This window comes from Pseudobutyrivibrio sp. OR37, from assembly GCF_900113655.1.
Lineage (GTDB): Bacteria > Bacillota > Clostridia > Lachnospirales > Lachnospiraceae > Pseudobutyrivibrio.
This window is the reverse complement of sequence record NZ_FOQF01000021.1, coordinates 39,060-52,999: the sequence shown is the minus strand read 5'-3', so window position 1 is coordinate 52,999 and position 13,940 is coordinate 39,060. Positions and strand designations below refer to the sequence as shown.

General features: G+C 35.4%; 10 protein-coding genes. All 10 read left to right on the top strand.

Going from position 1 to position 13,940, the window contains the following annotated elements:
* Positions 1 to 3 precede the first annotated feature (3 nt).
* The 10 genes from BM097_RS10730 (at position 4) to BM097_RS10685 (ending at position 13,875) form a co-directional block, all read left to right on the top strand.
* Positions 4 to 1,095 (top strand): glycosyltransferase, encoded by a 1,092-nt coding sequence (locus tag BM097_RS10730; RefSeq protein WP_090549280.1) that lies wholly within the window; start codon positions 4 to 6, stop codon positions 1,093 to 1,095.
* A 16-nt stretch (positions 1,096 to 1,111) separates the two neighbouring features.
* Positions 1,112 to 2,212, top strand: coding sequence for a glycosyltransferase family 32 protein (locus BM097_RS10725; RefSeq protein WP_177197442.1), 1,101 nt, complete (start codon positions 1,112 to 1,114; stop codon positions 2,210 to 2,212).
* Positions 2,209 to 3,426: a glycosyltransferase gene (locus BM097_RS10720; RefSeq protein WP_090549275.1), complete on the top strand. Its 1,218-nt coding sequence runs from the start codon at positions 2,209 to 2,211 to the stop codon at positions 3,424 to 3,426. Before BM097_RS10725 ends, BM097_RS10720 begins: the two co-directional genes overlap by 4 nt.
* A gap of 34 nt (positions 3,427 to 3,460) precedes the next feature.
* Positions 3,461 to 5,422: a PglD-related sugar-binding protein gene (locus BM097_RS10715; protein ID WP_090549271.1), complete on the top strand. Its 1,962-nt coding sequence runs from the start codon at positions 3,461 to 3,463 to the stop codon at positions 5,420 to 5,422.
* 17 nt (positions 5,423 to 5,439) lie between these two features.
* Complete coding sequence (locus tag BM097_RS10710; protein ID WP_090549268.1) at positions 5,440 to 6,846, top strand: glycosyltransferase family 4 protein; 1,407 nt, start codon at positions 5,440 to 5,442, stop codon at positions 6,844 to 6,846.
* A gap of 9 nt (positions 6,847 to 6,855) precedes the next feature.
* Positions 6,856 to 8,193 (top strand): glycosyltransferase, encoded by a 1,338-nt coding sequence (locus tag BM097_RS10705; RefSeq protein WP_090549265.1) that lies wholly within the window; start codon positions 6,856 to 6,858, stop codon positions 8,191 to 8,193.
* A 158-nt stretch (positions 8,194 to 8,351) separates the two neighbouring features.
* Positions 8,352 to 9,413 carry a P-loop NTPase family protein gene (locus BM097_RS10700; protein ID WP_090549262.1) on the top strand — a complete coding sequence of 354 codons (1,062 nt, stop codon included), beginning with the start codon at positions 8,352 to 8,354 and terminating at the stop codon, positions 9,411 to 9,413.
* Between the two features lie 38 nt (positions 9,414 to 9,451).
* A complete protein-coding gene (locus BM097_RS16715; RefSeq protein WP_242944700.1) occupies positions 9,452 to 11,806 on the top strand; it encodes an adenylyltransferase/cytidyltransferase family protein in 2,355 nt (784 codons plus the stop codon).
* A complete protein-coding gene (locus BM097_RS10690; protein WP_090549258.1) occupies positions 11,806 to 12,915 on the top strand; it encodes a hypothetical protein in 1,110 nt (369 codons plus the stop codon). The genes BM097_RS16715 and BM097_RS10690 overlap by 1 nt, the downstream gene beginning before the upstream one ends.
* Before the next feature lie 9 nt (positions 12,916 to 12,924).
* Positions 12,925 to 13,875 carry a sugar phosphate isomerase/epimerase family protein gene (locus tag BM097_RS10685; protein ID WP_090549252.1) on the top strand — a complete coding sequence of 317 codons (951 nt, stop codon included), beginning with the start codon at positions 12,925 to 12,927 and terminating at the stop codon, positions 13,873 to 13,875.
* Positions 13,876 to 13,940 lie beyond the last annotated feature (65 nt).

Sequence of the window (13,940 nt, the reverse complement as noted above, 5' to 3'; positions counted from 1 at the left end):
ATTATGACAAAAGTATTCTTTATTATTAATTGTTTTTCAAAAGGTGGCGGAGCAGAAGCACTATTGGCATCAATACTACATGGATTAAACCCGAATAAATATGAGCTTGGTGTAATGGAGATTATTCACGATACAATTAAGCAAGAAGCTATTCCAGCGTATGTTAAAGTTTATCCTTATTATACTTTGGCAGATGCTCCTGACAGAAAAATTCGTATGTATTCTGTATATCATGAATGGAATAAGGTGATAGAGAAGTATATTCCACAAGATTATGATATTTACATTTCATTTAATTATTTAAAACCAAGTTTTTTATTACCAGAAGGAAAGAAAAACATAGCATGGATACATGGTGATATTTATAACTTGCTCGATGATAATATGCTCGAGGAAAAACAGTTGCAGGATATAGCATTTGAAAAAGTAAATAAAATTGTAGTAATTAGTGACAATACGGAAAAATCTGTATTAGATTTATATCCAAGACATAAGAATAAAATAGTAAAGTTGTACAACTGTATTAATGCAAGAAAAATATTGAAAGAATCAAATTGTAAGAGCGATATAAGACTGGATGATAATTCAATCATTTTTTTAGGACGTTTGGATGAGAATAAGAATCCAGTTAGAGCGATTGAGATATTCAAAGAAGTTATCCAACGAAAAGCCGATGCAAAATTATATTATATAGGTTATGGAGTTCTTAAAGAAAAAGTAGAATTATTGGCCAAGACCTATAAAATTGAAGATAGTGTTTTCTTTCTAGGATATCAACAAAACCCTTATCCTATTGTGAAACAGGCAAAGGTGATGCTGATGGTATCTAAATCAGAAGGGTACAGTTTGGCTGTATCTGAGGCAATATGCTTGGGTGTGCCAGTAGTATCTACACGTGTAGGTGCTGCGGACCGACAGATATTTTGTGATGAATGTGGAAAAGTGATTGATAATAATGAAGAAGCAGTTGACGCAATTTGTGGATATATGGAAAGGGAAATTAGCATTGATAAAAAAAAGCATATGTATAGTACTGAAAAAAAGGAATTTGAGGAATACATTTTAGCTATAGAGCATTTGATAGATACAATCTAAGATAATGGGGGATTGGATGTTTATAGTAGAGAGTATAGGAAGTTTATCTGACAAAGTTGAAAAGGGCTATTCAATCATTTGTTATGGTGCGGGGAAAATGTGCTTAAAACTTGCCACGATTTTGGAAAGTAAGTTAGTTTTAAGCGCAATCAAATACATAATTGATAGCAGTCCTGATAAACAAGGGCAAAAAATAAATGTAAATAATCAAGAAATAAAGGTTATTTCCATAGAAGAGGCTCAGCAAATTGTAAAAAAAGATAAGTTCGTATTATTAATAAATAATTTAAGATATGAAGAGATATTACCAGTTATAAAAGAGACCCCGTTGTTAAATGAATTAGATGTATATTCATTGGCTTTACTACAGGCGATAAAACAGGAAGAGATTGACTATTGCAAGAATATTCCTCTGGAAATAAAAAAATCAACTGATATGCTAATACCCAAACGAATTCATTATTGTTGGTTTGGGAAAAATCAAAAATCACAATTAAATAGAATGTGCATAGATAGTTGGAAAAAATATTGTTCGGATTACGAAATAATTGAGTGGAATGAGACGAATTATGATATTGAAAAAAATAGCTATATGAGGCAAGCGTACAAAAGAAAAAAATGGGGATTTGTGTCAGATTACGCAAGGCTTGATGTGATATATCATTATGGGGGTATATATCTTGATACGGATGTAGAAATCATACAATCATTGGATGAATTATTGTATCAAGATGCATTTTGTGCGTTTGAGCATGAGGAATATGTTGCTTTAGGGTTAGGATTTGGAGCTTGCAAAGGCAACAGAGTTGTGAAAGATTGGTTAGATGATTATGAAGATAGAAAATTTATAAAAGAAGATGGTTCAAATGATTTGACGCCATGTCCAATATATCAAACAGCAGTGTTGAAAGAGTATGGACTTGTAACAAACGGAGAATACCAGATACTTGATGGTATAACAGTTTTTCCTGGAATAATGATAAATGGAATGTGTTCAAAAACTAGAAGAGTTAGAAATAGAAGTTTTACTAAAGCAATACATCATTATGAAGCCTCTTGGCAGGATAGCTCATTTAAGGAACATAATGAAAGAGTTTCTAAGGATATGGAAAGATGACATCAATAACTAATTTTTTACCATATTGGAGGCAGAGATTCATGCACAACTATAAACCGTTAGTTTCTATAATAGTTCCTATATATAACATTGAAGAATATATTGCCTGTTGCATAGAAAGTATTATAAACCAGACATATGCAAATATAGAAATAATATTAGTTGATGATGGCTCTACTGATAAAAGTGGTGAAATATGTGATGAATATAGGGAAACAGACTCAAGAGTAATAGTGATTCATAAATATAATGAAGGCTTAGTTGCTACTCGTAAAATGGGTTTAAATATTTGCACAGGGGAATATATTATGTTTGTTGATGGTGATGATTGGTTAGAAGCCGATGCGGTTGAAACATTAACGAATATAGCCGTTTCTAGCTCATTTGATATGGTTCAGTGCGGATTTGTTGAGGAATGTGAAGAAAGACAAATAATTGTCCAATTGGATAAGGTATACACGGAATTATCAAATGATGAAAAGAAAAGACTTATAGAATCCTGGTTAGAAAACACCTATTCTTGTATAACAAGTACTATTTGGGGAAAACTATATTCTAGAAATATGATTATGAATACATATTTTATAGTGCCAAATGATTTAAATATAGGTGAAGATTTAGCAAATTATGTGAAAATGATGTCTATAATAAATAGTGCAAAGATAATTTCTAAAGACCTATATCATTATCGTATAAGAAATGGATCTTTATCACGGGGAACAGATGATGATTTGAAAAGGGGAATACAGCATGACTACATCACAAATTATGTTTTTCTTGAGTTAGTAAATAGTCCCTTAGATATCGACAAAGATATATTATACAAATGGTTATTTGGCCGAAAAAAAGAATACATAATGAAAAATGATAGGTATTTTAATGAATCATATCTTAGGTATTACTATCCCAATATAGAGACATTATTCGGGAAAAAAATAATTATATATGGAGCAGGAAGAGTTGGCAAAGATTATTACAAGAGATTTAGAGTATATAGTCAATGCGAGATTGTTGCATGGGTTGATGAAAATTCTAGGGAAATAGATGTAGGCTATTATGAAATAGAACCTGTGAGTTATATAGGTGGGATTGATTACGATTGCATTGTGATTGCTGTTGCAAAGGAAGAGCTAGCAAACGAGATAATAACAGAATTAAAAAAAATTGGCTGTGATATTGATAAAATGATTTGGAAAAAGCCGATTGTACATTAGACCTGTGTACAATTAAAGAATTGGTGGGGAGCATATGTATTCATTTGATATTTTTAATACAATTCTAATAAGGGCAGTTAGAAATCCGGCTGAAGTTTTTTTTATTGTGCAATCTATTATTAATGAATCAGAGAAGTACAGTAGTGTACCTGGAAGAGCGAAGCGGGAATTTGCATTTATTAGGCAAGAAGCCGAAAGAATGGCAAATCTAAAAGCAGAAGGAAGATATCAATATAATATTGACCATATTTATAATGAATTAGAAACAATAGCAGGAATTGGACATAAGCATTCGGAACAGTTGAAACAATTAGAGTATGAGATTGAATTAGCTGTATTGCATCCAAACTTGAGGGTTATTGCGCGGATAAAAAAGCTTATAGAAAATAAAGAAAAAGTGATTCTTATTTCAGATATGTACTACCCAGAAGAAGTGATTCGGGAAATATTGGTAGGATTTGATAAATGTTTTTTAGACATCCCAATTTATATTTCATGTGATTATAATGCAACAAAAGCGACAGGTCATTTGTATTTTAAAATAAGAAGAATTGAAAATGTCGAATATAAAGATTGGACACATATTGGTGATGATGAGATATCTGATAATCAGCGATCTTCATTGCTTGGCATAAATACTGAAGAATATCTGAATGATGACTATGTGGAAAAAATCCTAGATTGGGGAAATTATTATAGAATTAGCAGTTCAGCGACAAGAGAAATTCACTTAATAAGTAAAAAGTATTATTTAAAAAATGGGTTACAAGGCGGAGAGATAGAGGCAGGGATTATATGTGCACCTATACTTTATGATTACGTAAAATGGGTAATTGAAGTAAGTATAGCAAATAATATAAATCAGCTTTTCTTCTTGGCACGAGATGGATATATTTTAAAAGATATAGCGGACATATACATTCAGACTTATGGCTTGGATATAAAAACAATCTATCTTTATTCATCTCGAAAGGCCTGGAATCCTGAAACAGCAGAAGAAAAAGAGAATTTAAAAGGATATATATTTGAAAATATAAAAGATACTAAAAGAAGTGCTCTTGTAGATACAATAGCTACAGGAAATACAGTGAATAATATGGCAAGAATTTGCGATATGCACGTTAATATTATTTCCTATGCTAAGGTGAAAAATTATGAGTTAGATTATGTGGATAAGTTCTTTCAATATTATAGTTGTACATGGCCATTCCATTATATAGAGGCTATTTGCAGAGCACCTCATGGTGCAACAATAGGATATGAAAAAGTAGGCGATATCTATAAAGAGGTTCTGGATAATCGCGAGATGAATGAAACTATCGAGAAGCAATTTCAGAGGTTTACTGAAACTGTGATTGAGATATGTAATGGAATCATTGCTTTTGAAAACCAATTTGGGATTTCAACATATTTTAGAGAAATTGCGGTTGCTTTGATGAAAGATTTTTTCACAAAACCATCAAAAAGCGTAGCAGATTATTTTGGAGAAATCCCACAAGATGATAATAATATTAATGGTACAAAATTTGGTCCACGTGTGAGCGTAGATGAGTTAGTAGAAATACAAAAAGGAAAAAAGACTTTTAATGGGTATAGTTTAAATTACACATTGCTAAGATTGACTGATGAAGAAAAGGCTTGTTTAGATAAAGTAAAAAATGTCGCACAGGCAGATTATTTGTACATAGACAAAGCTGATTGCCACGAAAAATCAATAATTCTATATGGGGCAGGGAAATATGGTCGTGAATACTCAGAAATGCTTAGAAGTAAAGGTTTCAAAATCATAGCCTGGGTTGACCAAAATTACCAGAAATTTGCCAACGAAGGATTACCAGTTAGTTCTCTGTCCGAAATAAATAAATTAGATTACATGGCGATTGTTGTGGCTGTTAAGAATGGAGCGGAAGATATAAAGAATTTTTTGGTTGAATTTGGTATTGATGAAGAAAAGGTATACACATCTATTGATAAACTAATTATTAATAAACCATAGTATAAAATGGTGAAGAAATGAAATTATTAATTTTTGGAACAGGAAAGTTTTATCAAAAGAAAAAACAAGAGTTACTTGATACGGATAAAATAGAAGCTTTTGTTGATAATCGTGCAAACGAAATAGGTTCTTTTGAAGATAAAAAGGTATATCACCCTAATGAAATAAAAAAAGTAGCTTTTGATTACATAATCGTAATGGCTACAGATTATAAAAATATTAGAGAACAACTTCACAATATTGGTATAGATGATAGTAAAATTTTAGATTTTGAAGAATATATTAGTATTTCAAAAAGGGCCTTTCAAAGAATTCTTGTAGCAAAAGGTAATTCTTTTAAAAAGATTTTGGTAATATCTGAACCTTTGCTTTTCAATGGTGGTGCCATGGCAGCTGTAAACGCTTCATTAGCTTTAACTAGACGAGGTTATTCTGTAGATATTACAGTAGCACATGCAGATTCCGCTATTATAGAAATACTTCGAAATGCAGGAATTGGATTAATCATATGTCCACATTTACCATACATTAACCAGGACGATGTTGATATTTTTTGCGATTATGATATTGCATTAGTAAATGTGTTTCCAATGATAAGGGTTGCATGTGAACTATCAAAGAGAGTGCCAGTGTTATGGTGGTTACATGAAAGCAGTGATAAATACAATTATTTTTATAAAAACACTAGGCAAAAACACTACAGATATGATAATGCATCTTTATTCAATAACATAAGAATTGCAGCAGTAAGTACTATAGCGAAAAATGTATTTGAAAGCATTTACGAGAGGAAAATTGACTGCATCTTCCCAGTAGGCATTAATGATGAATCTCTTTCATCTAAGGAAGAAGCCGACGTAAGTACTATTGTATTTGCAACGCTTGGAACTGTGGCACCTGCAAAAGGTCAATTAGATGTAATCAATGCAATAAAACTCCTTAAAAATAATCAAAAAGAAGTTGAATATAAGATTATAGGTGCAATAGGAGATGATGATTATGAAAAAAAGATTAAAGAGAGTTCGGAATTGCAGGTATCGTTAGAAGGAGTTTTAAATAGAGATGAATTGGTGGCTCAAAGAAAAAAAATAAATGTTGTAATTTGTGCTTCCTATGAGGAAACTCTTTGTCTTTCAGTTGTTGAAGGCATGATGGATTCGAAAATTTGCATTACTACAGATGAGACAGGAATAGCTGAATATATAGAAGATGGTGTGAATGGTTTTGTATATAAAGCTGGTGATATTAATACCTTAGCAAAAAAGCTTCAGTACATAATAAATCATTTAAATGAATTAGATGATATGAGAGAAAAGGCTAGAGACACTTATGAAAAGTATTTTACACTAGATATTCTAGCAGATAACATTGAGAGAGAAATTGAATTGACGATTGATAATTATACTAATCACCATAACATGTGAGAGGATATTATGAAACTATCAGTACTTGTTCCGATATACAACGTTGAAAAATACTTAGACCAATGCCTCAAGTCTTTACACCTGCAGACATTGAAAGACATGGAAATACTGTGTATAAACGACGGATCTACTGATGGTAGCAAGTCGATTATTGAAAAGTATGTAAAACTGGATGAGCGTTTCAGGCTGATAGATAAGTACAACACAGGTTATGGTAACACCATGAATGTGGGATTAGATGAAGCAAACGGCGAATATATAGGCATAGTTGAAAGTGACGATTATATTGATTCAGATATGTTTGAAAAGCTATTAACTATTGCAGAAGAATCAGGTGCTGATGTAGTAAAGTCTAATTTTTATTATTATTCGGACTTTGACGAATCATCAATAATTGAGGAACTAGTTAATGAGTTACCTTTAAATAAAAACGTCAATCCTATAAAAGAACAAAAAGCTTTTTTACTAATGCAAACAATATGGAGCGCATTGTATAAAGCTGATTTTTTAAAGAGCAATAATGTTAGATTTCATGAAACACCAGGGGCATCATTTCAGGATGTATCATTTGTGTTTCAAGTTTTTGCAAATGCAAATAATGTATTTTTTACGGATAAAGCATATTATCACTATAGAATAACTAATCCAAATTCATCAGTAAAAATGGAAAATAAATTAGATAAATTATGTGGTGAGATAGATCATTGTAATGGACGGCTTGCATCACAAGGTAATCAGCAAATTTTAGAGCCTATTTTGTCTAGGCTCTCTTTTAGAATTTTTATTGAAAACTATTATTTGGCAGTACCGGCCTACCAGTTCGTCATGCTAAACGAACTTGCCCGCCGTCTTCGTATATACGAATCTCGAGGAGATTTTTCAGCAGATATCTGGGATGATGAAGCGGTAGCCACTGCAAAAGAAATAATAGCTGATAAGGATGCATTTTATAAAAAGACAGGTAAAAAGATTTTTGACAATAGGCTGTGGCAAGGCACGATGAATGCTAGCGTGTATAAAGATGCAATCCTTACAAAAGCGGCATCATATAAAAACATCGTTTTATATGGGGCAGGCGTCGTTGGAAGCAAAGTTAAGGATGATTTGGTTAATATTGGGGTTCAAAAATCACAGCTTGTATTTGCAGTAACATCCAGATCCGATAATCAAGATGAAAAAGATGGTATACCGGTTAAACAAATTGATGAGTTTAAAGATTGTGGTGAAAATACGATTTTTATTATCACTGTAAAAGAAGAGAATCAATATGAAATGCTCCAAAATCTGCAGAGACTTGCAATAGATAATGTTTTGTTTTTAAGTGATGCGATACGGTATAGTCTATAAGAATCATTGACATCCTCAAAAGGCTTTTATAAAATAAAAACAAAATTATAAACCATTATAAAAGAAAATTAACGAATAGTAACAATTATAAACCGTTATAAAAGAAATCTATAATTATAAAATAGATACTGTATTAAGTGACGCTAAAGGGAGGATGTATGCAGAACCCATTTACAACCACGTTTTCAAAGATACCTGAAACATATATTTCTACTGAACAAGAACGCGAAATTATAGATAATTTTTCATATGAAAGACCATCGGAGTCTGTATATAAAATTACCGGGGTTAGAGGATCTGGTAAAACAGTACTTCTTGCAAAGGTTGAAGAAGAGTTTAAAAAAGATTTTAGAAAAAAAGAAGGATGGTACGTTTTTAGAATATCTCCAGGAAGAGATATGTTAAGCCAGCTGGCTACTTACATGATAGAAGAGAAGCTTATGCAGGTTAAGACGCTGAAAGCCAGTGCAAGTGTAGCTGTACCATCTATTCCAGTTGGAATAAATATTTCTAAGGCAGATGAACAGTATTCTGATATTGGAATAAAAATAGAAAAAGCTTTAGAAGCTGCTACGCAAAAAGGAAAGAAAATTCTTATTGGAATAGATGAGGTTTCTAAAAATGATGAAATGTTAGTGTTTGCACTGGAATTCTCCAAATGGTTACGTGCAGGTTATAACATTTATTTGGTTTGCACAGGTCTCTATGAAAACATAGAACAATTATACAATGTGAAAAATCTTACTTTCTTCAGACGTGCAACAACTATAAAAACAGAACCGTTGAATGCTGTAAAGATGGTAGAAACCTACAGGCGTGAATTAAAAATCGATTTAGATACTGCCAAAGATCTTGTAAGATTAACAAAAGGATATCCATATGCCTTTCAAGAACTGGGAGTTCTATATTTTAAGAATAGTAAGCTAGAGAAATTAGATAGGATTATTTCAGATTTAAAAGAAGAATTGTTTGCATATTCTTATGAAAAGATTTGGGAAGAGATGTCTGAAGGTGATCGAATCTTTTGCAAATGTCTTATTGATAAAGATGAAAATACTAGGGAAGATATAATAGAAAAATTAGATAAGCCAACTAATTATTCAGTATATCGTTCTCGTTTGTTAAAAAAAGGAATAATCAAGAGTAAGACAAGAGCAGTATCGTTGGCATTGCCATTTTTTGCTGAATATATAATAGATTATGGGGATTTTGAATTATAAAAGAGTTTATGATTAATATGGTATATGCGGGAGCGAGTATGAACACAACAGATTCAGTACGTGATTTGGCGCGGGGGCTGATCAGCTGGTACAATTTCAAAAAAGATAGTAAAGCACTTTTAATTACAGGGAACTTCCCTGCCTTTGAGGTGCTTTTTTCTGTATTCGAGGATGTGGGAATGCAGGCGGAGGTTGTGGATATCCCGCGTCTTGAAGAGGTCAGCGGTGGATATGATTATGTGGTGATTGCAGCAGGATTGGAAAGTACTATAGAGCCAGGCAAGCTGATGGCTGCTGCGGCGGCCAATCTGAAGGATGATGGTATGTTTTTCTTGGCCACGTTTAACCGCTTTAATCTGGGGCAATTCCTTGGGGATAAGGATGTAACAACAGGTCATGTGTTAGATGGCATTGATAACTATGCACAGATAAGCGAAAAGAGAATGAAGGAAATAGGCGGCCATAGCTATTCTAAGGTGGAGATTGACGAGATGCTTGCAGCAGTAGGACTGAAAGACACCAAAGTATTTAGCGTTTTCCCAAGTATATTCAGACCTCAGATTATGGTGCGATACGGCGAAAAGCCTAATGAGCGGTTCGACGCAAGAATCCAGGGAATGTACAATTCTCCCGAGACATTATATCTTAATAAAAACAATCTGTATGATGATTTTATGAAAAACGATTTGCTGCATCAAATGGCAGATGGATATTTGTATATTTGCACCAAATCACAGGCAGGGGGCAAAACAGACCAAACAAAAAATTTAGACGATATCCTGGAAATCACTGTACAGACAGGCCGCAGTCCACAATCTGCCCTGGCAACTATCGTATATACGAATAAAGTAGTAAAGAAAAATATGTATCCAGCGGGGGCTACTGCTCTTCAAAAAATCGACGCCAATGCAAGCTATCTTAGGGAATACGGCGTTCCAGTGATAGAAGGCAAGCTAACAGAAGCAGGTTACGAAACCCCATTCATAAAGGGACAGATTCTCACAGAATACCTGAGAAACACCCTTACACAAAAGGGCAAAAAAGCCTTTTTAACAGAGCTTGCCAAATTCAAAACTATAATCGAAAACTCATCCCGCCAACTACCATACGATGAAGTGGACTGGACCAAGTTCGATCCATACTGGCAGAAACGAAAGTCAGACGATCCAGAGCTATACAAATGGCGGGATTTAGCAAACGGCACCGCTGAGGACAAGGCAGCCATAGGAATCATCCTGGAGCGAGGCTACCTGGATTTGGCGCCAATCAACTGCTTTATGACAGATGATGGTCCGGTATTTTTTGACCAAGAATTTTATGTGCCACAGATTCCTGCAAACGCCATATTCTTAAGGCTAATAGAGGTGGTATACGCATACTGGCCAGAGGGCTATCGGCTACTTCCAATGGATGAGGTGCTGGATTATTTTAATCTAAAAACAAACGCTGAAATATTCAGGCTGCAGGTTAGCAAAAATCTTATCGATTTCATTAATGACCAGGAGCTGGTTGCCTACAATAGAAAGGTCAGAGCGGATTACAATACTATCGTTAACAATCGTTTTAGGATGGACTACACTCAGGACCAGTATGAAAAGTTATTCACTGATATTTTCAAGGATGTAGAGGGCAAGAAAATCTATCTTTTCGGTTCCGGTGATTATGCGAAAAAGTTTATAGAAAAATTCCGAAATGAGTACAAAATCGTTGCTTGTATCGACAACAATGCGAGTAAATGGGGCACTGATGTAGAGGGCATTCCAATATGCTCGCCAGAGACTTTGGTAAATGAAACTGAAGGTTACAAGGTTTTCATCTGCATTAAGTTTTATGATGATGTGCTTTCGCAGCTCAAAGATATGGCTGTTCCTAATATCGCTGTATTTGACCCAAGGCTAGATTATCCAAGGCCGCTTAAGCATGTGGCTCAGGCCACAGAAGGAAAGCCAGCGAAAAAATACCACATCGGCTATGTTGCAGGGGTGTTTGATATGTTCCACATCGGCCATTTGAATCTGCTGCGCCGCGCTAAGGAACAGTGTGATTATCTGATTGTGGGCGTAGTTACAGATGAGCAGATTATGCACAATAAAAAGACCAGGCCTATGATTCCATTTGAGCAGCGCTATGCCATAGTGCAAGGCTGCAGATATGTGGATGAGGCGGTGACGATTCCTGCAGATAACGCCGGCACAGAATATGCTTATCGCACCTACAGATTTGATGCGCAGTTTTCAGGCAGTGATTATGCGGATGACCCAAATTGGCTGGCAGTGAGGGAGTGGTTGCATCAGCAAGGCAGTGACCTGGTATTCTTCCCATACACAGAAGAAATCAGCTCCACCATGCTAAAGGGCCAGCTTAGAGATTCATCACAGGAAGAGGAAAAATAATGAGAACGATTTCTACAGGCACATGTTTTACAGAAAAAATATCTAACTCATATAAGGAACACAGGCAGGCTGGGTTTAACAATTTCCTGCTGGATTTCGACGCTTTTAAGACCGAGGAGGTCCTTGAAGGTGAAGAGGATATACGCTATCTTTGCGAAGGATTTGTTAATCAATGCAAAGCCGATGGCATAGATGTGGAGGTGGCAAAGGCACCATCATTTGCATATGAGCTAAAGCTTTATCCTAAGGCAAGGCTTGAGGAATTGTTTTTCCAGTCATTTGATGTGGCTAAGGTATTGGGGTGCAAAGCTATTATAGTGAATCCTTACTTCGTGGATGTTAAAAAACCAATGACTGATGAAGAGGCAAAGCTATTTTATGAATCATTGATTCCGTACGCTCTTAAATCGGATGTTAAGATTTTAATTCCAAACCAGCCAACTCTTTATAATGGCAACATTTATAGAGGCATTCTTTCAGATAAATACCAATTTGTGGAATTTATTGATTTACTAAATGAAAAGGCTGGCGGTGAGCATTTTGGAATGGTTCTTAATACAGAAGTAGTGAATGATTTGGGACAGCGATTATCTGAGTTAATTGACCAGTGGGCTGCCTTGATTGATATAGTGGACATGAGCGAGCAAGATAATCTGAAGGATTTGATATTGTCACTTCGTAAATGCGAATTCGACGGACGTATCCTGATTGACAGGTACAAAAAGTACTGGGAAGTACCAAGCCCGCTTAAGCCTGCCTATGTGAATTACACAAAGACATTAATGGATTATATAGATTGGCAAATCACCCTTGAGAGGACGATTCGTAAATACGATAGTAGAGTGCTCTTTGGTGCAGGAAATATGTGCCGTGTTTATATGGAGAATTTCGGGGCAGATTATCCACCTGCATTTACCTGCGACAACAATAGCAGCCTATGGGGAAGTGAAGCTTTTGGACTTCAGATCAAATCCCCCGAAGCCCTTAAAGCCCTCCCAAAGGACACAGCAATTTTCATCTGCAACACCTTTTACGATGAAATCACAGAACAGCTAAAATCCATGAATCTGCCAAACCCAATAGAGCGATTCAATGACGAGATATTGTAAGGAGTGCCTATGTTTGATATTGGTGTACAAACAAAAAGCGTGGTAAATGATGACAATCCACTAGAGGGGTTCATGATGTTGAAGGAGGCGGGCTTCACCTGCTGCGACTTCAGCCTTAACGCCTATCTATATAACAAAAATATCTACGCCGGTGATATTAATCCCTTCTTCGACAAATCTGTGGAGGAGCTTAGGGAATTTTTCACGCCCCACAAGGAAGCCGCAAAGCAGGCTGGCATCCGCATCAACCAAATGCACATGCCATACCCAATCCTTGTGCCGGACGGCGATGTGGGCATGAATAAATATCTTTGGGAGCAGGTTGCCCCAAAGAGCATGGAAATCTGCAAATTCCTAGAGTGCCCAAACATCGTTATACACGGCGTGAAGCTGATTCAAAAGCTAGGTAGTGAGGAGAAGGAATGGCAAAAGACGGCGGAATTTATTGATTCCATTGCAGGCTTTGCCGCTGAAAATCACATCACCATCTGTATCGAAAACCTATACAACAGCGTATTAGAGGGCAAAAATTCTCATTTGGTTGAGGGGCCATGCTGCGACGCTAGAAAAGCAGCGGCTCGCATCGATGCATTCAATGAAAAATATGGCGCTGAGGTTCTAGGCTTCTGCTTCGATATCGGCCATGCCAACATCGTAAAGCTTGATTTCTACGACTTTATCACCACCCTTGGCACACGCCTAAAGGTGCTGCATCTTCACGACAATGATGGCTGCGCCGACCTTCATCAGCTACCATTTACTTTTACCAAAACCAGGGATAACAAAAGCTCTACAAACTGGCCAGCCTTCATCCGTGGCTTAAAGGACAGTGGATTTGATGGTGTGTTGAGCTTTGAAACCGAGCCAGTTCTTACATCCTTCCCTGCAGAAATGAAGCCTACGGTTCTAAAATTCATCAGAGAAATTGGTGTTTATATCTCAAAAGAGGTCGAAAAATAGGTATTTTTACATAAAAAAGTCGATTTGTGAATTTTGAATCCTCTTTCTTGAAAAGAGAGGGCATT

Coding starts and splice junctions, on each gene's coding strand:
- BM097_RS10730 (WP_090549280.1), top strand. CDS start 4: ATGACAAAAGTATTCTTTATTATTAATTGTTTTTCAAAAGGTGGCGGA.
- BM097_RS10725 (WP_177197442.1), top strand. CDS start 1,112: ATGTTTATAGTAGAGAGTATAGGAAGTTTATCTGACAAAGTTGAAAAG.
- BM097_RS10720 (WP_090549275.1), top strand. CDS start 2,209: ATGACATCAATAACTAATTTTTTACCATATTGGAGGCAGAGATTCATG.
- BM097_RS10715 (WP_090549271.1), top strand. CDS start 3,461: ATGTATTCATTTGATATTTTTAATACAATTCTAATAAGGGCAGTTAGA.
- BM097_RS10710 (WP_090549268.1), top strand. CDS start 5,440: ATGAAATTATTAATTTTTGGAACAGGAAAGTTTTATCAAAAGAAAAAA.
- BM097_RS10705 (WP_090549265.1), top strand. CDS start 6,856: ATGAAACTATCAGTACTTGTTCCGATATACAACGTTGAAAAATACTTA.
- BM097_RS10700 (WP_090549262.1), top strand. CDS start 8,352: ATGCAGAACCCATTTACAACCACGTTTTCAAAGATACCTGAAACATAT.
- BM097_RS16715 (WP_242944700.1), top strand. CDS start 9,452: ATGAACACAACAGATTCAGTACGTGATTTGGCGCGGGGGCTGATCAGC.
- BM097_RS10690 (WP_090549258.1), top strand. CDS start 11,806: ATGAGAACGATTTCTACAGGCACATGTTTTACAGAAAAAATATCTAAC.
- BM097_RS10685 (WP_090549252.1), top strand. CDS start 12,925: ATGTTTGATATTGGTGTACAAACAAAAAGCGTGGTAAATGATGACAAT.